The sequence below is a fragment of the Streptomyces sp. NPDC001135 genome (assembly GCF_053598395.1).
The window spans coordinates 33,586-56,252 of the sequence record NZ_JBSFKD010000033.1 but is presented as its reverse complement, the minus strand read 5'-3'; the positions used below and the strand labels follow the sequence as shown (position 1 = coordinate 56,252).

Below are 22,667 nucleotides of genomic sequence, written 5' to 3'. Positions count from 1 at the left end.
GGATATGCGAAACGGGCATCGCTGGATAAAGTCGATCCGTTACAACTGGTTGTGGGGACAACCAGGGTGCCTTGGGGAGGGCCTGCAACACATGAGTCGTCGCTCTCACGACGTGGTCGGCGTCTGGGCTGAGATGCAGAGGCAGCAGCAGCGTCAGCTGGAGGCCGAGGCCCGGCGGCAGAGACAGGAAGCGCAGCAGGCACGTGCCCTTCAGCGGCGGGCCGTCCAAAGCCACCGCGAGTACCGGCAGGCGGAGGCGCTGCGCCGCACCGAGGAACTCGACGCACAGGTCGCGGCGTTGCAGGGGCTTCTCGCCTCGGGCTGCCGGGCACCGGCTTTCAGGGCCTCCTCCCTGATGCGCGCCGAAGAGGTCGAGCCCTTCTCCCCCGGCCCATGGGCGCAGCCCGTGCCCATGCCGGACTTCGCTCACTACCAGGTGCAGGGCGGCTGGACTGCCGGTCGCCGCGCTCAGGCACAGGCGGAGGCGCGGGCGCGCTTCGAACGGGACTGGCACGCGGCCCAGGCAGCGGAGGCCCGGCGGCAGCAGCAGGTGGCGGCCTACCAGCGGGAGTACCAGCGGTGGGCCGATGCCCAGCTGGCCGACGTACGCGGACACAACGCCGGCGTCGTCGAGCTGATGGAGGGCGTCAGGCGCCGCGAACCGGACTCCGTGGTCGAGTACTTCTCCGCCGCCCTCCACGTCTCGACCGCGTGGCCGGAGCACTTCCCACGTCAGGTGGCGGCGGCCTACGACTCGGCAGCCGGACAGCTGGTGCTGGACTGGGAGCTGCCCTCTTACGCTGTCGTCCCCGAGGTCAAGTCCGTTCGGTACATGCCCAGCACGGACCAGGACAAGGAGACTCCCCGACCGGTCGGTCAGCGTCGGGCCCTGTACCGGGAGGTCCTGGCGCAGTGCATGCTGCTCGTCCTGCACGAACTCTTCGCCGCGGACGAGCCGGGCGCGCTCGAGTCGGTGACCTTGAACGGGTTCGTGGACGGGCACGACCCTGCGACGGGCCGGCCGGGCCGCATCTGTCTGGCGACCGTCATGGCTCCGCGTTCGACCTTCCGCGACCTGCACCTGGCGCAGGTGGACGCCGGCAGCTGCCTCGCCGACGCACTGCGCGGGCAACTCTCGGCCCGCCCCGACCAGCTCACGCCCGTGCGGCCGAGTCGCCGACCGCAGGAGGTCGGCAACCGCGTCGTCACCCACGGCAGCGATGACGAGCCCGATCTGTACGACATGGATCCCATCGCCTTCGAGAATCTCGTTGCCGATGTCTTCCGCGCCATGGGGATGCAGGCGGTCACCACCCAACGCTCCAACGACGGCGGAGTGGACGTCGACGCGCTGGATCCGACCCCGATCCGAGGCGGCAAGATAGTCGTGCAGGTGAAGCGCTACCGCAACACTGTGCCGCCCACCGCCGTGCGTGACTTGTACGGGACCGTGCAGGACACCGGCGCCAACAAGGGCGTCCTCGTGACGACGTCGCGGTTCGGCCCCGGCTCGCACGCCTTCGCCAACGGCAAGCCTCTGGAACTGATCTCGGGCACCGAACTCGTCGATCTGCTGCATCGTCACGGCCTGCGTGGCCGCCTGGGCGACGGCGCCCGTCCCACGCCAGCGCCGCCGCCGCCGACGCCGACGGTGCCGGAAACCCGCTTGCCCGGCACCTACAACGTCCTGGGCATGTCGTGGACCGGAAGTGTCGCCCTGGACGTGTGCGCCCTCGTCTGCCGTGGCAACCGCGTCCTCAGCGACGATCACTTCGTCTTCTTCAACAACCCGCGGACACCGGACGGCTCGGTTCGCACCCTCCCCGCCACCGCTCCCGACAAGGCCGCGATCTGCGTCTCGTTCGACGGGCTGCCCGACGAGGCCGACCGGCTCGCCCTCGTGGCCGCCATCGACCCGGACGTCAACCCCGACGCGGACCTCACCGGCTTCACGAACGCCGGCATCCGCCTGCTCGACCCGGCGCTGACCGAGTTGGGACGGCTGGAGGTCTCCGACGGCCGACCGCACGAAACCGCCTTGGTACTCGGTTCCTTCCGCCGCAGGTCGAACGGCGACTGGGACTTCGTCCTGGGCGGCAGGGGCTACACGGGCGGCCTGGAGGAACTCGTTCAGGACTTCGGCATCGAGGTGGAGTAGATCCCCCGGGGGCTCGCGACGCACGCTGACGAACGGAGAGGGTCACCGTGCGCGGAGTCATGCACCCATACCTGGACGAGGCAGGCGTCCCGCGCTGACACGAATGACCGAATGTCCCGGCACGCCTCTTGGCTCCGCGCCCGCCATGCCCAACACTGTGCCGATGACGCAGCGCGCGGAGCTCGCGACCGTGATGGACCGGCTGGCCGTCGACGAGCTGATCACCGCGTACGCGGTGGCGGTGGACGACGGCGACTGGACGGCGTACCGAGGACTGTTCACGGCGGACGGGCGGGCCGACTACCGTTCGGCCGGCGGCATCGAGGGCGACGCGGGGCAGATCGCCGGGTGGCTCGCCGAGAACCTGGCGCTGTTCGCCATGCGCCAGCACCTGATCGTCAACCGCCAGGTGCGGTTCGGCCTCCTGGAACACGACACGGGCGACACCGCCGCGGTCCGGGCCGACTACGTGAACCCGATGCGGTTCACCGCGAACGGCAGCCCCGACCTGGTCTGCGGCGGCCGGTACGCCTTCGCGCTGCTCCGCACACCGGAGGGCTGGCGCCTGCGCGAGGTGATCGTCGAGGAAAAGTGGCGACGCCTCCAGGCCGAGGGCACGGCGACCCCTTAGGGGCGCGGCACTGTAGCGAGGTGCGGCTCCGCCGCGGGGGCGCGACCGGCCCCCACGGGCCCGCACCCGTCCGGCGACCGCCCGACCCGAGCTCCGCCGCGCACCGCTTCACCACCCCGCGGGAGATCGCGCACACTGGAGTAAGCGCTGGGTAGGGAGGGTCACATGAGGACGATCAACCACTGGCTGACCTCCCCCTGGCGCCGCTCCTGCGCCGCCGCCCTCGCGGGTGCCCTGCCCGTGCTCGCGTTCCCCGCGCCGTCCCTGTGGTGGTTCGCGTACGTGGCCCTGGTCCCCTGGATCCTGCTGGCCCGCTCGGCCCCGACCCTCCGGCGGGCGGCGTACGACGGCTGGAGCGGCGGTTTCGGCTATCTGGTGGCCGTGCACCACTGGCTGCTGCCGAATCTGCACGTGTTCATCTTCCTGATCGCCGCCCTACTCGGCGCGCTGTGGGCGCCCTGGGGCCTGTTGGTGCGGCGTTTCCTCGGCGGGCGGCCCGGGCCGGGCCGGGGCGCCGCCGCGCTGCTGGTGCTGCCGTCCGCCTGGCTGACGGTGGAGCTGGTGCGGTCGTGGCAGGGGCTCGGCGGGCCGTGGGGCATGCTCGGCGCCAGCCAGTGGCAGGTGCCGCCCGCGCTGCGGCTGGCGTCGGTCGGCGGGGTGTGGCTGCTCAGCTTCCTGATCGTGGCCGTGAACGTGGCGGCGGCCGTGCTGATGTCGGTGCGGGAGGCCCGGGTACCGGCCGTGGCCTCGCTGGTCGCGACGGCCGCCGCGGCCTCGGCGGCGTGGGGGTGGGCGCCGCGCCCGCAGACCGACGGTCGGGTCCGGATCGCCGTCGTGCAGCCGGGAGTCGTGGAGGGGCAGGACAGCGGCGACAAGCGTTTCGCCCGGGAGGAACAGCTGACCGGGCAGCTCGCCGGGCAGGGCGTCGACCTGGTCGTGTGGGGCGAGTCCAGCGTCGGCTTCGATCTGGACCAGCGCCCCGATCTGGCCCGGCGGATCGCCGCGCTGTCCCGTCGGACCGGCGCCGATGTGCTGGTGAACGTGGACGCGCGCCGCTCCGGCCTGCCGGGCATCTACAAGAGTTCGGTGCTGGTCGGCCCGGACGGCCCGACCGGCGACCGGTACGACAAGATGCGACTTGTCCCCTTCGGCGAGTACATACCCGCCCGCTCGCTCCTCGGCTGGGCCACCTCGGTCGGCAAGGCGGCCGGCGAGGACCGCAGGCGCGGCACCGAGCAGGTCGTGATGAACGTCGGGCACGGGCTGCGGATCGGCCCGCTGATCTGCTTCGAGACCGCGTTCCCCGACATGAGCCGGCACCTGGCGCAGGACGGCGCCGACGTCCTCCTCGGCCAGTCCGCCACCTCCACGTTCCAGGGCAGCTGGGCGCCGGAGCAGCATGCCTCGCTGGCCGCGCTGCGGGCGGCCGAGACCGGCCGCCCGATGGTGCACGCGACCCTCACCGGTGTCTCCGCGGTGTACGGACCGGGCGGGCAGCGGCTCGGGCCGTGGCTCGGTACGGACGCGAGCGCCGCGCACGTGTACGACGTACCGCTCGCGCACGGCGTCACGCCGTACGTCCGCTACGGCGACTGGCCGGTGCACGGCGCGCTGCTGGTGCTGGCCGCGCTGTGCGCGACCGAGGGCATGCGGGCGCTCAGGCCGCGGCGGGGCCGTCCTGAACCGCTCGTACCACCCGCTCGCACAGCTCATGGGTCGCCAGCGCGTCCCGGGCGCTGAGTACCTTGCCGGCGCGCACGGCGTCGACGAAGGCGAGGACCGCCTGTTCGATGCCGCGCTGCCGGGCCACCGGGACCCAGTCGCCGCGGCGGCGTACGGTCGGCTGGCCCTTGTGGTCGATCACCTCGGCGAGGTTGAGCACCTGCCGTTTGGTGTCCTGTCCGGAGACCTCCAGGATCTCCTCCGCGGAGCCGCTGAGCCGGTTCATCACGCCGAGCGCGGTGAAGCCGTCGCCGCCGAGCTGGAGCACCACGTGGTGCAGCAGCCCGCCCTCGACGCGGGCGCGCACGGTGACGTCGTCCACCGGGCCGGGCACCAGGAAGCGCAGGGTGTCGACGACATGGATGAAGTCGTCCAGGATCATCGAGCGGGGTTCCTCGGGCAGCCCGATCCGGTTCTTCTGCATGAGGATCAGCTCGCGCGGGTGGTCCAGGCACTGCGCGTACCCGGGCGCGTACCGGCGGTTGAACCCGACGGACAGGGAGACCCCGCGCTCCTCGGCGAGGCCCACCAGCCGCTCGGAGTCGGCCAGTTCGTAGGCGAGCGGCTTGTCCACGTACGTCGGTACGCCCGCCCGGAGCAGCCGGGTGACGATCTCGGGGTGAACGGCGGTCGGCGCGTGGACGAAGGCCGCGTCGAGGCCGGCGGCGAGCAGGGAGTCGAGGGTGGTGTGCCGCCGGTCGGCCGGCAGGTGGAGGGTGTCCGCGACCCGGTCCAGGGTGGCGGGTGTCCGCGTCTGCAGGTGCAGTTCGATCCCCGGCTGGGTGCTCAGCACCGGCAGATACGCCTTCTGCGCGATGTCCCCGAGTCCGATGCAGCCGACCTTCACGAGCTCTCCCCTACCGCTTGATTGCCTCTCCGGCAGCATACGGGGGCCGCCAGTCGGCGATGCCGTCGAAGCCGCGCAGGAAGAGCGCGGGACCGGCCTTCGACAGGGCCGCGACCGCGGTGTTGCGCAGGGCGACGGCGGCGGGGTTGCGGGTCATGTTCAGGCGGGCGATCTTGACGGCCCGGCGGGCGATGGCCTGGGTGCGCGGGAGGCGGGAGGCGGTGTAGGCGGCCAGGTCGCCGGAGACGGGGGTCCCCCCGTGCGAGCGCAGCCGAGCGTGGAGGAGGGCGAGCACCACGGCGTCCTCGATGGCCTGGTTGCCGCCCTGGCCGAGGGTCGGCGGCATGGCATGGGCGGCGTCACCGAGCAGGGCGGTCCGGCCGCGGTGGTAGGCGGGCAGGGGCGTGGCGAGGTGATGGACGTCGTGCCGGAGCACGTCCTCGGGGCGGGCGGCGGCGAGGACGGCGGGGACGGGCTCGTGCCAGTCGCCGAACCGGCGCAGCAGTTCGGCCCTCTCGTCGTCCGGCGCCCGCCCGCCGGCCGGGGTCAGGGCCGCCGCGTAGGCGTAGACCCGGCCGTCCCCGACCGGGTGGGTCCCCCAGATGCGGCCCCGCCCCCAGGTCTCGTGCGAGGCGAACTCGACGCCGGGTACCGGGATCAGCAGCCGCCAGGTGGTGAACCCCGCGTACACCGGGCCGGGATGCGCCGGGAACAGGGCGCCGCGCACACGGGAGTTGATGCCGTCCGCGCCGACCACCAGCTCGGCCTCGTGCTCGTGGCCGTCCGCGGTGACCCGGGCGGGCCGTCGGCCGTCGCCGGGGTCGGTGAGGACCGCGGCGGTCCCCGTGCGGACGGCATCGGACGGGAGCAGGGCGGCGAGGCGGTCGACCAGGGTGGCGCGGGGCAACAGGACCAGGGGCCCGCCGAAGCGGGCGGCGGCATCCTCGGCGCGGGAGCGGGACAGCCAGCGCCCGCCCGGGGTGCGCAGGCCGCCGTCCCCCTGCCAGGCGGCGAGGTCGCGGATCTCCTCGCCGATGCCGAGCACGTCCAGGGCGCGCAGGGCGTTCGGGGCGAGGGAGATGGCCGCGCCGGCGGGCTCCAGGGAGGGGGCCCGCTCCAGCACGGTCACGTCCCATCCCCGGGTGTGCAGGGCCGCCGCCGCGGCCAGGCCTCCGATGCCGCCGCCGATGACGAGCGCGCGGGCCGACCGTGCCATGGCTCCTCCTGCTTCCACGCGAACCACACCTGTACTACATCTGTAGTGCACGCCACTCTACTACAGCCGTAGTGGCACCGGTAGGGTCGCCCCATGCCCGCACACACCCCCAGCGTCTCCCGCGCCGACCTCGTCGCCGACGCCGCGCTCACCCTGCTGGCCGACCGCGGGATGCGCGGGCTGACGCACCGCGCCGTCGACGAGGCGGCCGGCCTGCCGCTGGGCTCGACCTCGAACGTGGCGCGCACCCGGCAGGCGCTGCTGGAACTGGCGGTACGACGACACGCCGAGCGTGAGGCACGGGTGCTGGACGTGGCGGAGACGCCGGATCCGAGCGGCGGGGTCGACGCCCTGGCCGACGGGCTGGCCCTCGCCGTGCACCGCTCCCTGACCCAGGGGCGCGAGCTGCTGATCGCCCGCTACGAACTCGCCCTGGAAGCCACCCGGCGCCCCGAACTGCGTGCCTTCTACGACCGGACCGGTGCCGTCTTCAAGGAACAGCTGGCCGCGATGCTCACCGCCGTGGGCTCGCCCGACCCGGACCGGCAGGTACTGTCCGTGGTCGCCTGGGCGGACGGGCTGATGTTCTCGTGCGTGGCGGGTTCGTTCGGCGCGCGGGCGCCGGGCCTGGAGGAGATCCGCCAGGGCCTGCGGGAACTGCTCTCGGGACTCTTGGGCAGGTAATCGCCCGGTGAGGCGCATGATCTTCGGTGGGGATAATACGGGCATGACGTACGAACGCCGAGAACCCGCCCTGAACGCCGGTGAACGCGAGATGCTGGAGGGCTGGCTGGACTACCACCGCCGGACACTGGCCTGGAAATGTGAGGGGCTGAGCGACGAGCAGTTGCGGACGGCGTCCGTGCCGCCTTCCACGCTGTCCCTCATGGGGCTGGTCCGGCACATGGCGGAGGTCGAACGGAGCTGGTTCCGCAAGGTGCTGGTGGGCGACGACCCCGGGCCGATCTACTGCACCGGCGAGGACGACCGGGACGGCGAGTTCCGTCTCACCGAGGCCGACACCTGGCAGGAGGCGTACACGACCTGGCAGGACGAGATCGAGATCGCCCGGAGCAACGCGGCCGGCTTCGACCTCGACGACCTGTCCAAGGGACAGAGCTGGTCCAGTGACGAGCCGTTCACCCTGCGCTGGATCTACACGCACATGATCGAGGAGTACGCCCGGCACAACGGCCACGCCGATCTGGTCCGTGAGCGGATCGACGGCGCCACCGGGGACTGACGTCACCTTCGGTACACCGTGATCCTCCGCACGGGGCACGAGATCACCCGTGCGGGGGCATCGACATCGGCTCCCTGCTGCCAAGCCGGGGGCCGACCCAGCAGAGTTGCGCGGGTGCATCGAACGACGACCACCGCAGTGCTCCTGGCCACCGTGGCCGTCTCGGCCCTCTCCGGCTGTGTGACGGTACAGCGCCCGGCGGCACCCCCGCCGCCCCGCGGCACGGCACCCTCACTGCCGGCGGTGCCCCGTCCGGACGGCAGCGCGGAACCCCGCGTGGTGCAGGCACCGGCCCGGGAGGCACTGGAGATGACCGGCCCGTCCCACCGTCCGAGGCCTCCGGCGCCGACCGCACCGCGGCACCGGGCAGAGGCACCCCCGGTGACGCATCGCCCCCCGGCCGCCCCTCCTGCTCCCGCACGCCGGCGCGAGCACCCCCGTCCGTCGCACACCGCCCTCCCCGACCTGCCGAACGCGACCGCCCCCGAACCCCCGGACGTGTGCGCCCTCGGCAGGAAGTACGGCGGCTGGCGCCCCGGCAGCCCGGAGTCGGTGATCTGCGACCGGGCGTACGGCCACTGACAGCCGCCGTGGGCAAGCCCCTGGGGCGCGGGGAACGGCGCGGCAGACGCGCGACGGCACGGCCCGGCACGCCCTCAGGCGTCTTCCCCCAGCCGCAGCTCCAGCCGGCCGATGGCCGCCCGCACCCCGTCGCCGTAGCCGTCGTCGGCCAGCGTGCCCGCGGCCTCACGGGCCCGGTGCAGATGGCTGCGGGCGGCCTCGGCGCGGCCCAGCTTGACGTAGTCGGCGGCCAGGTTGAGATGCAGGGAGGGAAAGAAACCCCGGACACCCGCCGGGGCGCCGCCGGCGCCGGAGTCCAGCTCCTCCGCCGCCGACAACGCCCTGAGGTCCCAGGCGAGTTCGTCCTCCGGGTCGTCCTGGGTGTCCGCGAGATAGTGGGCGAGGGTGCAGCGGTGCAGCGGGGTGCCGGCCTCTCCGATCTCCGCCCACAGGTCCAGGAAACGGCTGCGGGCCTCCTCGCGGTCGCCGCCGTGGTGGAGCATCACGACCTGGCCGATCCGCGTCAGCATGGGATCCGCTGCCGCTTGCTCCTGCCGCTCCGTCACCGCGTCCTCCGGGCCGTCGTCGGTTGTCCGCTCCGACGCTAACCGGCTCCGCGGGTTTTGCGGGTCAGGCGGAGCCGCATGTCACACACGGCCCCGCGCCCCTCGGGGAGCCGCCGGCCGGCCACGGCACCGGGCACCGGCTCACCCCCCGTGCGGCCCTCACGCCAGGTTCGGGATGCGCCAGTCGATCGGCTCGTGCCCCTGCAGGGCGATCGCCTCGTTGATCTGGGTGAACGGGCGGGAGCCGAAGAACTTCTTCGCGGACAGCGGCGAGGGGTGCGCGCCCTTGACCACGACATGGCGGGTCTCGTCGATCAGCGGCAGCTTCTTCTGCGCGTAGTTGCCCCACAGGACGAAGACCGCCGGGTCGGGCCGGGAGGCCACCGCGCGGATCACCGCGTCGGTGAACTTCTCCCAGCCCTTGCCCTTGTGCGAGTTCGCCTCGCCGCCCCGGACCGTGAGGACCGCGTTGAGCAGCAGCACGCCCTGCCGGGCCCAGGGCATCAGATAGCCGTTGTCCGGGACCGGCAGGCCCAGGTCTTCCTTCATCTCCTTGTAGATGTTCCGGAGCGAGGGCGGGGTCTTCACCCCGGGGCGCACCGAGAAGCACAGGCCGTGGCCCTGGCCCTCGCCGTGATACGGGTCCTGGCCGAGGACGAGGACCTTGACCTGCTCGAACGGCGTCGCGTCCAGCGCGGCGAAGACCTCCTCGCGCGGCGGATGGACGGGGCCCTTCGCCCGCTCCTCCTCGACGAACTCGGTCAGCTCCTTGAAGTAGGGCTGCTGCAGTTCGTCGCCCAGAACCCCGCGCCAGGACTCGGGCAGCATGGCGATGTCGGTCACGTCAACGTCCTCACGATGTCGATCAATTACGGCGTGCGGTCACTTCCCGTTCTCAGAACTTACAGGCGACCACTGACAATCGGTGCCGCGAGGGCCGTTCACCCACTCACCAGCTGGTCTTGCGGTGCAGTGTCCACATCATCATGATCGTCGACGGGTCGAGGGCCTGCTCGCCACCGGCGATGTCCTCGCTCGCGGCGACGAACTGCCTCCCCTGCCACAGCGGGATCAGCCGGGCGTCGTTCACCATGATCTGCTGGGCCTGCTGCATGTCCTTGACCGTCTGGGCGCGGTCGCTCTCCGCGCGCGAGTGGGGCAGCAGCTTGTCGGTGATGTCCTTGGACGGGTAGGGCGTACCGAGCGCGTTGTGCTCGCCGACGAACGGGGCGATGAAGTTGTCCGCGTCGGGGAAGTCCGGGAACCAGCCGCGGCCGAACACCGGGTAGTCGCCCTTCTGGTAGCCGACCACATAGGTCTTCCAGGGGCGGCTCTTGAGGGTGACGGTGAACAGGCCGGAAGCCTCCAGCTGCCGCTTCAGTTCCTGGAACATCAACGCGGTCTCGGAGCCGTAGCGGTCGGTGGTGTACCAGAGGGTGAGCGGGACGGGCTGGTGGATGCCCGCGTCGGAGAGGATCTTGCGGGCCTTGGGGACGCTCGGGTCGCCGTAGTCGTCGAAGAAGCCGGTGGTGTGTCCGGTCAGGCCCTTGGGGACCATCGAGTACAGCGGGTCGACCGTGTCCTTGTAGACCTTGTGCGCGATGGCGCCCCGGTCGACGATCTGGGCGACGGCCTTGCGTACGGCGGGCTCCTTGGCCCAGGGGTCCTTGGGGTTGAACACCAGGTAGCTGATGTCGGTGCCGGCGCCGTCGACCAGCTGGAGGGCGGAGTCCTCGTGCTGCTGGAGGGCGAGGATGTCGTCGGCGGCGAGACCGCGGTAGGTGACGTCGATCTGCTTGGCGCGCAGCGCCTTGACCATGCCGGCCGAGTCCTGGAAGTAGCGGATGGTCACCGCGTCGTTCTGCCGCTTGGCGAAGCCCTGGTAGTTGTCGTTGCGGACCAGGACGGCCTGCTGGTCGTCCTGGTACGACTGGAGCTTGTACGGCCCCGAGCCGTACACCTGGTCGTCCTTGCGCAGGGAGCGCGCGGGGTAGTCGTCCGGGTCGACGATCGACATGGCGGGGGTGGCCAGCACGAAGGGGAAGGTGGCATCGGGCTGGTTGAGGTGGAAGACGACGTCGCGGTCGCCGAGCGCCTGCACCCGGTCCAGGCTGCCGAGCAGTCCGGCGGGGCCGCCGCGGGCGTTGATCGTGCGGATGCGGTCGATGGAGTGCTTGACCGCCTGGGCGTTCAGCGGGTCGCCGTCGGCGAACTTCATGCCCGCGCGCAGCGTACAGCGGTAGGTGCGGCTGCTGGAGTCGGTGAAGGAGCAGCGCTGGGCGGCGTCGGGCTGGGGGGTGGTGGCACCGTTGGGGTAGGCGAGCAGCGTCTGGAAGATGTTCCGGTACAGCTCCCAGGAGCCGTCCCAGGCACCGGCCGGATCCAGCGTGCTGGGGGCGCTGGTGGTACCCACGACGATCGGCCCCTTGCCGTCGCCGTCACCGCTGGACAGCAGACCGCAGCCGGCCACCAGGGATATGGACGCGATCGCCGCGACTCTCCGCAGGAATCGGTTCCGGTTGAACACGCGCACGCTCCTCGATCTGCCATACCAAGGGTCGGCAGACGATACCGCAGCGTTCGGCCCTCTGGACCTCCCCGGAAACGGGGCTTCTTGATCGACTTCGCCATGACGACGTTGTCATTCCGCAGTGCGGACTGTCCGGGGTCTCCCGGGCGCCGATCCGTCCGAAAATCGACGCCCGGGAGGTGGCTCACACCCCGGCGTTCAGGAAGATGCCGCCGTCCACGACGAGCGTCTGACCGGTGATCCAGTCGGACTGCCCGGAGGTGAGGAAGGCGGTGGCGCCGCCGATGTCGGAGGGCACACCGAGCCGGCCGAGGGGGTAGGCGGAGGCCGCCTCCTCCTCGCGGTTCTCGTACAGGGCCTGGGCGAACTTGGTCTTGACCACGGCCGGGGCGATGGCGTTGACCCGCACCCGCGGCGCGAACTCGTGCGCCAGCTGCTGGGTCAGGTTGATCATCGCGGCCTTGCTGACGCCGTAGGCACCGATGAACGGCGAGGGCGCGAGACCGGCGATCGAGGCGATGTTGACGATGGCGCCGCCGTTGTCCTTCTGCCAGGCGTGCCAGGTCTTCTGGGCGAAGCCGAGCGCGGAGATCACATTGGTCTCGAAGACCTTGCGGGCGACGTTCAGGTCGAGGTCCGCCATCGGGCCGAAGACCGGGTTGGTGCCCGCGTTGTTCACCAGGAAGTCGACGCGGCCGAAGGCCTCCATGGTGCGCTCGACGGCCTCGGTCTGGTGGTCGAGGTCGTGGGCCTTGCCGGCGACGGCGATGACCCGGTCCGAGCCGAGCTTCTCGACGGCCTCCTTCAGGGCGTCCTCGCCCCGGCCGGTGATGCACACACGGTCGCCGCGGGCGACGAGGGCCTCGGCGACGCCGTAGCCGATGCCGCGGCTGGCGCCCGTGACGAGGGCGACCTTGCCCGACAGCTCGGGCAGTTCAGGGGAAGTCATGTACCCGTATCCCTTAGTTGAGCGGTCCGCCGGCGACGTACAGCACCTGGCCGGAGACGAAGCCGGCGGCCTCGCCGGTGAAGAAGGCGATGGCGTTGGCGATGTCCTCGGGCTCGCCGACGCGCTGCACCGGGATCTGGGTGGCGGCGGCCTTCTTGAAGTCGTCGAAGTCCATCTTGACGCGGTCGGCGGTGGCCTTGGTCATCTCGGTGGCGATGAAGCCGGGGGCGACCGCGTTGGCGGTGATGCCGAACTTGCCCAGCTCGATGGCGAGGGTCTTGGTGAAGCCCTGCAGGCCGGCCTTGGCGGCGGAGTAGTTGGCCTGGCCGCGGTTGCCGAGCGCCGAGGAGGAGGAGAGGTTGACGATCCGGCCGAAGCCCGCGTCGACCATGTGCTTCTGGACGGCCTTGGTCATCAGGAAGGAGCCGCGCAGGTGGACGTTCATGACGGTGTCCCAGTCGGAGACGCTCATCTTGAACAGCAGGTTGTCGCGCAGCACGCCCGCGTTGTTGACGAGGATCGTCGGGGCGCCCAGCTCCTCGGTGATCCGGGCGACGGCCGCCTCGACCTGCGCCTCGTCGGAGACGTCCGCGCCGACCGCGATCGCCTTGCCGCCGGCCGCGGTGATCTTCTCGACGGTGTCCTTGCAGGCGGCCTCGTCGAGATCGATCACGGCGACGGCGCGGCCCTCGGCGGCCAGTCGTACCGCGGTGGCGGCGCCGATGCCGCGCGCCGCGCCGGTGACGACCGCGACCCGCTGTTCAGTGGTGGACATTGCTGCTTCTCCTCGCCCTTGAGAGAACCTGTCTGGTCCTTCGGGGGACCTCGTGGTGCGGTGAGCGACCGCTTAGTACCTTCAGCACAGGTGACGCTAGAAGCCCTGGCACCCGGTGTCAACGGCCCACCGGGCGGTTGTGATCCATTACCTCACCAGGAGGTCCAGCAAGCGCTCGGCCTCGGCGGCCGGGTCGGTGGTGAGGCCGGTGTGCACCGGGCCGGGCTGGACGACGGTGGAGCGGGGCGCGATCAGCCAGCGGAAGCGCCGCCCGGCGTCGTCCCGGGCCGCCTGCCCCGCCTCCTCGCCCCCCGCGCAGTGCCGCTCGACCGCGTCGAGCGCGGCCCGGATCCCGGCCACGTCAGCCCGCGGGTCCAGGGCCAGCACCCGGGCCTCGTCCAGGTGGGTACGGGCGCCGACGTAGGCCTTCGCGCGGCTGTAGACGATCACGCCCGCGTTGACGCACTCGCCGCGCTCCACGCGCGGTACGACCCGCAGCAGCGCGTACTCGAACACGTCCCGGTCGCCGCCCTGGCCCGCCCGGGTGATGTGCCGCTCGGTGACATGGCCGGCCATGTGGATGTGCCGCTCGCTCACTTGTCCTCCTCGGTGCCGGTGATGCGCTCGGCGATGACGGCCGCCCTCGCGAGCAGGGGCCGCGCGTAGGCCCGGCGCAGGTCGTCCGGGGTGTCGAAGCCGGGCTCGTCGCTGAGCCAGGCGTCCGGGATCTCGGCGGTGACCTCGGCGAGCAGGTCCTCGGTGACCCGGGGTGCCAGCTCCGCCGCGGCGGCGGTGACGTCCGGGGCGAAGGGGGCGAGGGCGTGGTCGGAGGCGTCGTACGGGCGGGCCGCGGAGGCCTCGGCGGAGGGCCAGTTGTGGTGCCAGATCATCGTCGCTCCGTGGTCGATGAGCCACAGCTCGCCGCCGTGCACGAGGAGGTTGGGGTTGCGCCAGGAGCGGTCCACGTTGTTGATCAGCGCGTCGAACCAGACGATCCGGCCGGCCTCCTCCTGGCTCACCGGGAAGGCGAGCGGGTCGTAGCCGAGTGCGCCGGAGAGGAAGTCCATGCCGAGGTTGGTGCCGCCGCTGGACCTGAGCAGGTCCTGCACCTGCTGCTCGGGCTCGCCGAGTCCGAGGACCGGGTCCAGTTGGAGGGTGACCAGCCGGGGCATCCGGAAGCCGAGGCGGCGGGCGAGTTCGCCGCACACCACCTCGGCGACCAGGGTCTTGCGGCCCTGTCCGGCGCCGGTGAACTTCATGACGTAGGTCCCGAAGTCGTCGGCCTCGACGAGCCCCGGCAGCGAGCCCCCCTCACGCAGGGGCGTGATGAAGCGGGTCGCGGTGACTTCCTTGAGCATCGCCCCAGGTTACTGGGATCGCCGCGGGTTGCCGGGGTGTGGCCGACAGCGGATTCACAGCTGTGGCTCACGGCCTTCTCATGCCCGGACGGCAAGGATCTGGGTGCCCGTCTGAACGGGTGGCGCCCGAGCGCCGTACCCCTGGACGGATCAAGAGAAGCTCCGCGGAAGGGAACGCCACATGACCAGCGCATCGCCCCAGCCGGCCACCGGACCCGCCCGCCGTACCGTCGTCGCGGCGGCGGGAGCGGCGGGGCTCGCCGCCGCGCTGACCGCCTGCGGTTCGGGCGACGACACGTCGGGCGCCGCCGACCCCGGGTCCGGCGCGACGGGCACGACCGGCTCGGCCGGGACCACGGGCAGCACCGGCTCCACCGGAGCCTCGCAGAACGGCGGCGGCTCCGCCGGCGGTACCGCGCTCGCCAAGACCTCGGACATACCGGAGGGCGGCGGCAAGATCTTCAAGGACCAGGGGGTCGTGGTCACACAGCCGGCAGCGGGCCAGTACAAGGCGTTCTCGTCCAAGTGCACCCACCAGGGGTGTGCCGTGGGCAGCGTGGCGAACGGCGTGATCGTGTGCCCGTGTCACCAGAGCCACTTCTCCGTCGCGGACGGCAGTGTGAAGAAGGGGCCCGCGACCCAGCCGCTGCCCGCCGCCAAGATCACCGTCTCCGGCGACGAGATCAAACTGGCCTGAGCCTGCTCAGGACCGCCCGCGCGGCCGTTTGAGACAACCGAGCACCTCGTCGGTGGTCGAGACCGTGGCGACCAGCGCGAGGGTGTGCCGGATCATCGCGGCCGTGTAGTCGGAGGGCACCCCCGCGACGGCATCGGCGGGGACGACGGCGGTGTAGCCGAGGTTGACCGCGTCGAACACGGCGTTGGGTATCGCCACGTTGGCGGAGACACCGGTGACGATCAGCGTGCGGCAGCCGAGGTTGCGCAGCAGGGCGTCGACTTCGGTCCCGTGGATCGGGGACAGGCCGTGCAGCCGGCGTACGACGAGGTCCTCCTCGCCGACCTCGATCGGGGGTGCGACGCGCACCGCGGTGGTGCCGGACAGCTGCTGGACGGGGAGGCGTTCCGCGGCACGGAACAGCCGGGCGTTGCGACTCGCGCCCCGGCCGTCCGGGCGGCGTTCGGCGACGGCGTGGACGACCTGGACGCCGGCCTCGTGGGCGGCGGCGACCAGCCGGGCCACATGGTGCAGCGCACCGGAGGAGCGGGCCTCGCGGGCGAGTTCGGGCAGCGCGCTGTCCGGTCCGACGACCCCCCGCTGGCACTCCACGGTGAGCAGGACGGTGTGCACGGGGTCGAGGAGTTCGCTGAGCTGTTCGTGCGACGGCATGACGCGCTCCCCTGCTCCGGACCGTTTCCTTTTCTGACGTGATGTCAGAGGATCAGTACGACGACACGATAGTTCTCTGGCGGACGTGGGAGAAGAGGGGGCCGCATGACCACCACTCAGCAGCGCCGGGGCCGGAAGATCATGATGACGCCCGGCGAGCTGGACACGTTCCTCACCGGTCAGCGCACCTGCCGGGTCGCGACCGTCTCGGCGGACGGCACGCCGCATGTCAGCGCGCTCTGGTTCGCCTGGGACGGCACCTCGCTGTGGCTGTACTCGGTGGTGCGCAGCCGGCGCTGGGCACAGCTGCGCCGCGATCCGCGGGTGGCCGTCGTCATCGACTCGGGCGAGGAGTACGACCAGTTGCGCGGGGTCGAGCTGTCCGGGCGGGTGGAGTTCGTGGGCGAGGTGCCGCGCACCGGGGAGCTGTGCGCCGAACTCGACACGGCGGAAACGCTGTTCGCGCGGAAGAACTTCGGCCTGGACGAGATGCCGCACGACGGCCGGCACGCCTGGGCACGGCTGACCCCGGAGAAGATCGTCTCCTGGGACTTCCGGAAACTGGGCGCCTAAGGCCTGTCGTCAAATTCCCGTCTGCCTGGCGGCGCCATGCACGCACTCTCGCCGCACCGGGCGTGGACCCGAGTACGTCCAGTACGCGGGTCCACGCCCGGCACACCGAGAGCACGCACCTGACGCCGCCAGGCCGCCCTTCGGGCAACGACGGGAATGTGACGACAGACCCTAGCGGGAATCGCCGCGATGGGCCATGACCCGTGTGCGGGTCCACTGCGGCTGGTCGCGTCACGCGGCGGTAGCCGCACATCGGACGCGGCCCCGTGCCGCTTCGGGGCCCCGCTCAGTCCTGGCTCACCCGCTGCGCGGCGGTACGCAGGGCGTCGACCGCGGCCCGGATCGACGGGCGGCGGTCGGCGTCCGCCCGCCAGACCACGTAGACGTGCCGGCGCACCCGCTGCCTGAGCGGCACCAGGACCACGCCGTCCGGGACCGGGTGACGGCCCAGCAGCGGTGCGATGCACACGCCCAGTCCGGAGGCGACCAGGCCGAGTTGGGTGTGGGTCTCGCCGGCGCGGTGGCCGACGATCGGTTCGACGCCCTTGGACCGCAGCGTGAACATCAGCCACTCGTGACAGAACTCGCCCTCGCCCCAGGTGATCCACTCGTCCTCGGCGAACTCGGCGAGGTCCACCTCCTCCCGGTCGGCGAGCCGGTGCCCAAGGGGCATGGCGACATCGGCCGGGTCGTCCAGCAGGGGCGCCTTGACCAGGCCGTCGGGCACGGGCATCGGCTTGTTGTACCAGTCCAGGACCACCGCGAGATCCAGGTCGCCCCGGACGACACCGGCGATGCCCTGTTCCGGTTCCAGCTCGCTGGAGCGCACGCGCAGACCGGGATGCTCGGCCCGCAGCGCGCCGAGCGCGGCCGGGAAGAGTCCGCGGGCGGCGGTCGGGAACGCCGACAGCCGCAGTTCGCCGACGACCTGCCCGCGGTGCGCCTCCAGGTCGGACTCGGCCAGTTCGACCTGCGACAGGATGCGCGCCGCGTGCTCCGACAGCAGCCGGCCGGCGTCCGTGAGCCGCACGCCCCGGCCGTTCTTGGCGAGGAGCTGCTGGCCGATCTCCCGCTCCAGCTTGCCCAGCTGCTGGGAGACGGCGGACGTGGTGACGTGCAGCGCGTCCGCCGCCGCGCTGACCGAGCCGTGCCGGGCGAGGGCGTCGAGGGTGCGCAGGCGCTCCAGGTTCAACATGTAAGTGATTCTAAGAGATACCCCGTGCGAAGTCTCGATTGTGCTACGAGGTTGCCTGCAGCATCGTAGGGGTCATGAGCACGGTCACCGCAACCCGCACCCAGTCCCCGGCCCCCGCCCGCCCCCACCCCCGCCTCGACTGGCGGCTGCGCTTCGGCGCACTGTCCCTGATCTGGGGCTTCAGCTTCCTGTTGATCAAGGTGGGCACGCAGGGGTACGCACCCTTCCAGGTCACTCTCGGGCGCCTCGTGTTCGGTACGGCGGTACTGGCGGCGGCGATGGCGGCCAAGCGGGAGCGGCTGCCGCGCGGGGCCCGGCTGTGGGGCCGCATGGCCGTCGCCGCGTTCTTCCTGAACGCCCTGCCGTTCTCCCTCTTCGCCTACGCGGAGCTGACGATCCCGTCCACACTGGCCGGTATCTGCAACGCGACCTCGCCCCTGTGGGGAATGGCCCTGTCGCTGGTCGCGCTCTCCGAGGACCGGCCGACCCGGATCCGCGTGGCCGGCCTCGGGCTGGGCTTTCTGGGCGTCCTGACGGTGCTGGGCGCGTGGCAGGGCTTCCACGGGCTCGACGCCACGGGTACGGCCATGGCCCTGCTGGCATCGCTGAGCTACCCGGTGGGCTGGATCTACGTCCGGCGGACGCTGGCCGGAACGGGGCACTCGCATCTGTCGATGACGGGGGCGCAGCTGCTGCTGGCAACGCTTCAACTCGCTGTCGTCACACCGCTGTTCACTTCATTCCCGGCCCACTTCCCGCTCGTGCCGCTGCTGGCGGTCGCCGCGCTCGGGGCGTTCGGCACGGGGCTCGCGGTTCTGATCCAGTACGGGCTGGTCGCCGAGGTCGGGCCCACCACCGCGCAGATGGTCACGTACTTCATTCCGGTCATCGCCACGGGTGCGGGCGTCGCGATCCTCGGGGAGTCGCTGCGGTGGACCACGCCGGTGGGGGCGGTCGTCGTGCTCGCGGGGGCCGCGCTCACCCAGGTGCGGCGGAAGGGCGCCTGAAGGGGCGGGCCTGGGGTTTCGCGCGCGCGTGCCGGCCACTCGTGGCCGATCGCACGGTTCCCCGCGCCCCTGTGTGACGTACCGCTAGGCCCTGTCGGTTGGATCAGGCCCCCTGCGACGCGGGATGATCCAAACGAGAGGGCCTAGACGAATAAGTCCGATGTGTTCAGTGATCGAATGCGACCAGCGACCGCGTGGTCGGGGCGCCGGTCTTGTGGTTGCGTTAGATCGCGGCGGCCATGGCGAGGATGCGCTGGGCGACACGGACGGCGACGCCCTCGAAGGTCCGTCCGCCGTGCTGCTCCAGGTCCAACTGCGCCTTGAGGGTGTCGTTCACGGACTCGATCAGCTGCCGCACCGACTTGAGCAAGCCCTCGCCCTTGCGCTTCTTCTCCCGCTTGAACGAGGGTCGCAGCAGTTCGGCCCCACGCATGACCAGGTCATTCGCGAACTCCTTGGAGGCGAAGCCCTTGTCCGCAGTGATCAGCAGTCCGGGCCGCCCGGCGACCAGGTCTTCGTCGACGTCGAGCATGGCCTGGAGCACTTCGCGTTCGTCGAGTTTCGGGTTCGCCAGCGCCCACAGGATCGGCATCCCGGTCGGCGTGCACACCAGGTACAGGCGCAGGCCCCAGAAGAAGCGGGAGTGGGAGGCGCAGTACCGGTATCCGGCCCATCCGGCCATCTCCGAGCGTTTCACCGTCGGCCGGGAGCGGCCGCACTCCACCGGTGTGGAGTCCACGATCCAGTGGTTGTCGAACCAGAAGTCCGTGTCCGTTGCGAGCAGTCGTATCGCCTTCTTGACCAGCGGCAACCCGGCCTTGAGCCGCTTGTTGTACCCGGACTGCTGTGGCAGGTACGGGAACATCGTGGCGAGGTTCTTGCGGGCGAACCTCAGCCACCGGGCCTCGGAGCGGAAGCCGAGCAGCGCCTGCGCGACCGCGAGCGTGACCAGCTCGGCATCGCTCAACTGCGGTGGGCAGCCCATCCATCGCTCTGCCTCCAGCTCGTCGTCGATCTTTACGTACAGTGCGGTCAGCAAGGCTTCCAGGTCCTCGTTCTTCACGCGACGATCTTGGAAGCCCTCTTTACGTTCCCAGACACGCCGTCGAGCGGGGAACGCGCTCCTTCGACGAGCTACGCGGCGGGAGTTGTGTTCCAGCCGCGGGGGCGCAGAGCGGCGGCGCGTGCACGTACCAAGAGGTTCTGCGTTCCCAGGCCGAAGGCCAGATAGGCGTAAAGCGACGCGGTCCCCAGCATTCCGGCTCCGGCCGCGTGGTCGATGCACAGGGCCAGACCGATGTGTACGCCCACAGAGGCGAGCCACAGTCCGGTCGTCGCCGCCGAACCCTTGCGCAGGGCCTCTCCCTCGGGCCCACACCAGACCTGTACGGTCCGGGCTCTCACCGCGCCGAGCGCCGCCGCAACGCCCAGACTCGCCACCAAGAGGACGAGGGACGGTACGGGGAGCGCACGGTACTTGACGACCGAGGCGATACCGAAGGCGATTCCCACGGCGCCGAGGACACCGAGGATCGCGGGTCCGATCAGCGAGCCGTATCGCCGCACCGGACGGGTGCGAAGCTGCCGACGCACCACCAGGCCGACAACCACCACGGCTATGACGAGGGTGGCTTCACCATTCGCGCTCTGCATATCAACTCCCCGTTGAAGCACCGGCGTTCCGCGACAGCGCCCTGCTGATCATTATGCCGTGGCGCCAACAGCACACCGTCAGACATCGGACTCATTCGTCTAGCCGTAGGCGCGGGCCGGGGAGGGGCGTACCGCCGCCGCCACCGCGTCCGCCAAGGGGCCGATGTCCTCCTGTGTGAGCGTCGAGATCGTGATCCGGATCGCCGGGCCGCTGTTCAGGCGGAAACGGGCGCCCGGAGCGACCCCCCAGCCCTGCTGGAGGAGACGGGCCACCGCACCCGTCTCGTCCGGGACCGGGATCCACACGTTCATGCCGCTGCGGCCGTGGGCGACGACCCCGCGCTCCGCCAGCGCGTCGACCAGTGGGTCTCTCCGCGCCCCGTACGCCCGTGCCACCGCCACCCGGTCCACCGCGCCCTCGGTCCACAGCCGGACCACGGTCCGCTGCAGCAGCAGGCTCACCCAGCCCGGTCCCAGGCGCTGACGGCCCCGCACCCGGTCGACGGTGACCGGGTCGCCGGTGAGGACGGCCACCCGCAGGTCGGGGCCGTAGGCCTTGGAGGCGGAGCGGACGACGGCCCAGTGGCGGGTGGTGCCCGCCAGGGGGTGCAGCGGGAGGTCGACGATGCCGTGGCCGTGGTCGTCCTCGATCAGCAGGGTCTGCGGGTGCTCGCGCAGGACCGCGCGCAGGGCACGCGCGCGTGTCGCGGTCACCGAGGCGCCGGTCGGGTTCTGCGCGCGGTCGGTGACGATCAGGGCACGGGCCCCCGCCTCCAGGGCGTGACGCAGGTCGTCGGGGCTCGGTCCGTCGTCGTCCACGCCCACCGGGACCGTGCGCAGCCCCAGGGCGGGGACCAGGTCGAGGACGCTGCCCCAGCCGGGGTCCTCGACGGCGACCGCGTCGCCCGGTTTGAGGTGCGCGGCGAGGACGCGCTCGATGGCGTCGAGGGAGCCGGAGGTCACCGTCAGCGGGCCGTCGGGGACGCCGTCGGCGTCGAGTTCGGCGCGGGCGAGGCGCACGAGGTCCGGGTCGACCGGATCGCCGCCGTACAGGACGGGCCGCCGGTCGCCCTCCTCGGCCGCCGCGGCCAGGGCCGGGGCGAGGCGGGGCAGCAGGGCCCGGTCGGGGTCGCCGGTGGCCAGGTCGCGGCCTCCGTCGGGGACCTCCACGCGCAGTTCCTCACGGCCGGTGGTGGCCGGCTTGGGCCGGATGCGGCTGCCCCGGCGGCCGGCCGTCTCGATCACTCCGCGCTCGCGCAGGGTGCGGTAGGCGGCCGCGACGGTGTTGGGGTTCACGCCGAGCCGGGTCGCCAACTCCCGCATGGGAGGCAGCAGTTGACCCGGCTGCAGGTCTCCGGTTCCGACCGCGCGTTCGACGCTGGCCGCGATCTCGGCTGCGCCCCGCCCTTCAATGGGATACTCTCCTAGCACAAAGAACATTATGCACTAGTGCAATCTGCACCACAACGCACGCCGATGCTCGCCATGGAGGGACCGTCATGCAGGGGACGACCGAGGAAACCCAGGCCGCCGCCTACACCCCGACCGACCGCACCGTGCCCACCCGCTCCGCGGACCGGGCGTCGTACGACAAGGAGCTGGTGCACGCGATACTCGACGAGGGGTACGTGTGCCACCTGGGCTTCGTCCGCGACGGGGCACCGGTGGTGCTGCCGACGCTGTACGGCCGGGTCGGTGAGCGGCTCTACGTGCACGGGTCCACCGGTTCCCGCCCGCTGCGGATGACCGGCGAGGCCGACCCGGGCCTGCGGGTGTGTCTGACGGTCACCCACGTGGACGGGCTGGTGCTGGCGCGCTCCGCCTTCCACCACTCCATCAACTACCGCTCCGTGGTGGTGCACGGCGTCGCGCGCCAGGTCACCGACCCCGAGGAGCGGCGGGTGGCGCTGGACGCGCTGGTGGACCACGTCGTGCCGGGCCGCGCCGCCGACTCCCGGCCCGCGAACAAGAAGGAGCTGGCCGCCACCGCGGTGATCCGCCTGGACCTGGACGAGGTCTCGGCCAAGGTCCGCACCGGCGGCGCGAACGACGAGCCGGAGGACCTCGCGCTGCCGCACTGGGCCGGCGTCGTCCCGCTCCGCAAGGGCTACGACGCGCCGGTGCCCAACGCCGACCTGGCGGCCGGCGTCGAGCTGCCGGACTACCTGCAGACCCGCTGAACCCAGGACCGGGGCCTACCCCGGGACCGACTCCCGGCCGCCGCCCCGGCGGGGGGGGGCCCCGCGCCGGCCCCCGGCGGCGCCCGCCCGGGGGGCGGGGGGGGCGCGGGGGGGGCCCCCCGCCCCCCCGCCCGCGCCGGGCGCCGCGCGCGCCG

General features: G+C 71.8%; 24 protein-coding genes. 10 read left to right on the top strand and 14 right to left on the bottom strand.

The window, feature by feature from the left end:
* Positions 1 to 91: 91 nt before the first annotated feature.
* The 3 genes from ACWC94_RS32355 to lnt all read left to right on the top strand — a co-directional run bounded on the left by ACWC94_RS32355 (position 92) and on the right by lnt (position 4,529).
* On the top strand, positions 92 to 2,158 hold the full coding sequence (locus tag ACWC94_RS32355) for a restriction endonuclease (protein ID WP_450800844.1): 2,067 nt from the start codon (positions 92 to 94) through the stop codon (positions 2,156 to 2,158).
* Positions 2,159 to 2,321: 163 nt separating this feature from the next.
* Positions 2,322 to 2,789 carry a nuclear transport factor 2 family protein gene (locus tag ACWC94_RS32350; protein WP_450800843.1) on the top strand — a complete coding sequence of 156 codons (468 nt, stop codon included), beginning with the start codon at positions 2,322 to 2,324 and terminating at the stop codon, positions 2,787 to 2,789.
* A 165-nt stretch (positions 2,790 to 2,954) separates the two neighbouring features.
* On the top strand, positions 2,955 to 4,529 hold the full coding sequence (gene lnt / locus ACWC94_RS32345; protein WP_450800842.1) for an apolipoprotein N-acyltransferase: 1,575 nt from the start codon (positions 2,955 to 2,957) through the stop codon (positions 4,527 to 4,529).
* Here the strand turns inward: lnt and ACWC94_RS32340 are convergent.
* Together ACWC94_RS32340 and ACWC94_RS32335 are read right to left on the bottom strand one after the other, a co-directional pair.
* Positions 4,447 to 5,358 carry a Gfo/Idh/MocA family protein gene (locus ACWC94_RS32340; RefSeq protein ID WP_450800841.1) on the bottom strand — a complete coding sequence of 304 codons (912 nt, stop codon included), beginning with the start codon at positions 5,356 to 5,358 and terminating at the stop codon, positions 4,447 to 4,449. The two genes, lnt and ACWC94_RS32340, sit on opposite strands and share 83 nt — an antisense overlap.
* Positions 5,359 to 5,368: 10 nt before the next feature.
* The gene (locus ACWC94_RS32335; protein ID WP_450800840.1) at positions 5,369 to 6,574 is read right to left on the bottom strand and encodes an FAD-dependent oxidoreductase; all 1,206 of its coding nucleotides are present in this window, start codon (positions 6,572 to 6,574) and stop codon (positions 5,369 to 5,371) included.
* A 93-nt stretch (positions 6,575 to 6,667) separates the two neighbouring features.
* Here ACWC94_RS32335 and ACWC94_RS32330 point away from each other — a divergent pair, with 93 nt between their 5' ends.
* From ACWC94_RS32330 to ACWC94_RS32320, 3 genes are all read left to right on the top strand, one after another.
* Positions 6,668 to 7,258, top strand: a complete 591-nt coding sequence (locus ACWC94_RS32330; RefSeq protein WP_450800839.1) for a TetR/AcrR family transcriptional regulator — start codon at positions 6,668 to 6,670, stop codon at positions 7,256 to 7,258.
* 43 nt (positions 7,259 to 7,301) lie between these two features.
* Positions 7,302 to 7,817, top strand: a complete 516-nt coding sequence (locus ACWC94_RS32325) for a DinB family protein (protein WP_450800838.1) — start codon at positions 7,302 to 7,304, stop codon at positions 7,815 to 7,817.
* A 114-nt stretch (positions 7,818 to 7,931) separates the two neighbouring features.
* On the top strand, positions 7,932 to 8,399 hold the full coding sequence (locus ACWC94_RS32320; protein ID WP_450800837.1) for a hypothetical protein: 468 nt from the start codon (positions 7,932 to 7,934) through the stop codon (positions 8,397 to 8,399).
* A gap of 74 nt (positions 8,400 to 8,473) precedes the next feature.
* Here ACWC94_RS32320 and ACWC94_RS32315 read toward each other — a convergent pair whose 3' ends face one another.
* The 7 genes from ACWC94_RS32315 to ACWC94_RS32285 all read right to left on the bottom strand — a co-directional run bounded on the left by ACWC94_RS32315 (position 8,474) and on the right by ACWC94_RS32285 (position 14,556).
* Positions 8,474 to 8,944 (bottom strand): hypothetical protein, encoded by a 471-nt coding sequence (locus ACWC94_RS32315; RefSeq protein WP_450800836.1) that lies wholly within the window; start codon positions 8,942 to 8,944, stop codon positions 8,474 to 8,476.
* 159 nt (positions 8,945 to 9,103) lie between these two features.
* On the bottom strand, positions 9,104 to 9,787 hold the full coding sequence (locus tag ACWC94_RS32310; protein WP_450800835.1) for a uracil-DNA glycosylase: 684 nt from the start codon (positions 9,785 to 9,787) through the stop codon (positions 9,104 to 9,106).
* Between the two features lie 106 nt (positions 9,788 to 9,893).
* The gene (locus tag ACWC94_RS32305; RefSeq protein ID WP_450800834.1) at positions 9,894 to 11,471 is read right to left on the bottom strand and encodes an ABC transporter substrate-binding protein; all 1,578 of its coding nucleotides are present in this window, start codon (positions 11,469 to 11,471) and stop codon (positions 9,894 to 9,896) included.
* Between the two features lie 187 nt (positions 11,472 to 11,658).
* A complete protein-coding gene (locus ACWC94_RS32300; RefSeq protein WP_450800833.1) occupies positions 11,659 to 12,423 on the bottom strand; it encodes an SDR family oxidoreductase in 765 nt (254 codons plus the stop codon).
* Positions 12,424 to 12,436: 13 nt separating this feature from the next.
* A complete protein-coding gene (fabG, locus tag ACWC94_RS32295) occupies positions 12,437 to 13,198 on the bottom strand; it encodes a 3-oxoacyl-ACP reductase FabG (RefSeq protein ID WP_450800832.1) in 762 nt (253 codons plus the stop codon).
* A 147-nt stretch (positions 13,199 to 13,345) separates the two neighbouring features.
* Complete coding sequence (locus tag ACWC94_RS32290) at positions 13,346 to 13,795, bottom strand: DUF3037 domain-containing protein (protein ID WP_450800831.1); 450 nt, start codon at positions 13,793 to 13,795, stop codon at positions 13,346 to 13,348.
* Positions 13,792 to 14,556, bottom strand: coding sequence for a HipA family kinase (locus tag ACWC94_RS32285; protein ID WP_450800829.1), 765 nt, complete (start codon positions 14,554 to 14,556; stop codon positions 13,792 to 13,794). The genes ACWC94_RS32290 and ACWC94_RS32285 overlap by 4 nt, the downstream gene beginning before the upstream one ends.
* 181 nt (positions 14,557 to 14,737) lie before the next feature.
* Here ACWC94_RS32285 and ACWC94_RS32280 point away from each other — a divergent pair, with 181 nt between their 5' ends.
* The gene (locus ACWC94_RS32280) at positions 14,738 to 15,253 is read left to right on the top strand and encodes a Rieske (2Fe-2S) protein (protein WP_450800828.1); all 516 of its coding nucleotides are present in this window, start codon (positions 14,738 to 14,740) and stop codon (positions 15,251 to 15,253) included.
* Positions 15,254 to 15,259: 6 nt separating this feature from the next.
* On the opposite strand, the gene ACWC94_RS32275 is transcribed toward ACWC94_RS32280, so the two are convergent.
* Positions 15,260 to 15,904 carry a cysteine hydrolase gene (locus ACWC94_RS32275; RefSeq protein ID WP_450800826.1) on the bottom strand — a complete coding sequence of 215 codons (645 nt, stop codon included), beginning with the start codon at positions 15,902 to 15,904 and terminating at the stop codon, positions 15,260 to 15,262.
* A gap of 105 nt (positions 15,905 to 16,009) precedes the next feature.
* Between ACWC94_RS32275 and ACWC94_RS32270 the strand changes: the two genes are divergently transcribed.
* Complete coding sequence (locus ACWC94_RS32270; protein WP_450800825.1) at positions 16,010 to 16,477, top strand: pyridoxamine 5'-phosphate oxidase family protein; 468 nt, start codon at positions 16,010 to 16,012, stop codon at positions 16,475 to 16,477.
* Positions 16,478 to 16,763: 286 nt separating this feature from the next.
* On the opposite strand, the gene ACWC94_RS32265 is transcribed toward ACWC94_RS32270, so the two are convergent.
* The gene (locus ACWC94_RS32265; protein WP_450800824.1) at positions 16,764 to 17,672 is read right to left on the bottom strand and encodes a LysR family transcriptional regulator; all 909 of its coding nucleotides are present in this window, start codon (positions 17,670 to 17,672) and stop codon (positions 16,764 to 16,766) included.
* A gap of 74 nt (positions 17,673 to 17,746) precedes the next feature.
* Between ACWC94_RS32265 and ACWC94_RS32260 the strand changes: the two genes are divergently transcribed.
* The gene (locus ACWC94_RS32260; RefSeq protein ID WP_450800823.1) at positions 17,747 to 18,679 is read left to right on the top strand and encodes a DMT family transporter; all 933 of its coding nucleotides are present in this window, start codon (positions 17,747 to 17,749) and stop codon (positions 18,677 to 18,679) included.
* 223 nt (positions 18,680 to 18,902) lie between these two features.
* Here the strand turns inward: ACWC94_RS32260 and ACWC94_RS32255 are convergent, their stop codons facing one another.
* The 3 genes from ACWC94_RS32255 to ACWC94_RS32245 all read right to left on the bottom strand — a co-directional run bounded on the left by ACWC94_RS32255 (position 18,903) and on the right by ACWC94_RS32245 (position 21,763).
* A complete protein-coding gene (locus ACWC94_RS32255) occupies positions 18,903 to 19,742 on the bottom strand; it encodes an IS982 family transposase (RefSeq protein WP_450800822.1) in 840 nt (279 codons plus the stop codon).
* 71 nt (positions 19,743 to 19,813) lie between these two features.
* Entirely contained in the window at positions 19,814 to 20,332 is a 519-nt protein-coding gene (locus tag ACWC94_RS32250; protein ID WP_450800821.1) for a hypothetical protein, read from the bottom strand.
* A 99-nt stretch (positions 20,333 to 20,431) separates the two neighbouring features.
* Positions 20,432 to 21,763, bottom strand: coding sequence for an aminotransferase class I/II-fold pyridoxal phosphate-dependent enzyme (locus ACWC94_RS32245; protein ID WP_450800820.1), 1,332 nt, complete (start codon positions 21,761 to 21,763; stop codon positions 20,432 to 20,434).
* Positions 21,764 to 21,831: 68 nt separating this feature from the next.
* On the opposite strand from ACWC94_RS32245, the gene ACWC94_RS32240 reads away from it, so the two are divergent.
* Positions 21,832 to 22,512: a pyridoxamine 5'-phosphate oxidase family protein gene (locus tag ACWC94_RS32240; RefSeq protein WP_450800819.1), complete on the top strand. Its 681-nt coding sequence runs from the start codon at positions 21,832 to 21,834 to the stop codon at positions 22,510 to 22,512.
* The last annotated feature ends 155 nt before the right edge of the window (positions 22,513 to 22,667 follow it).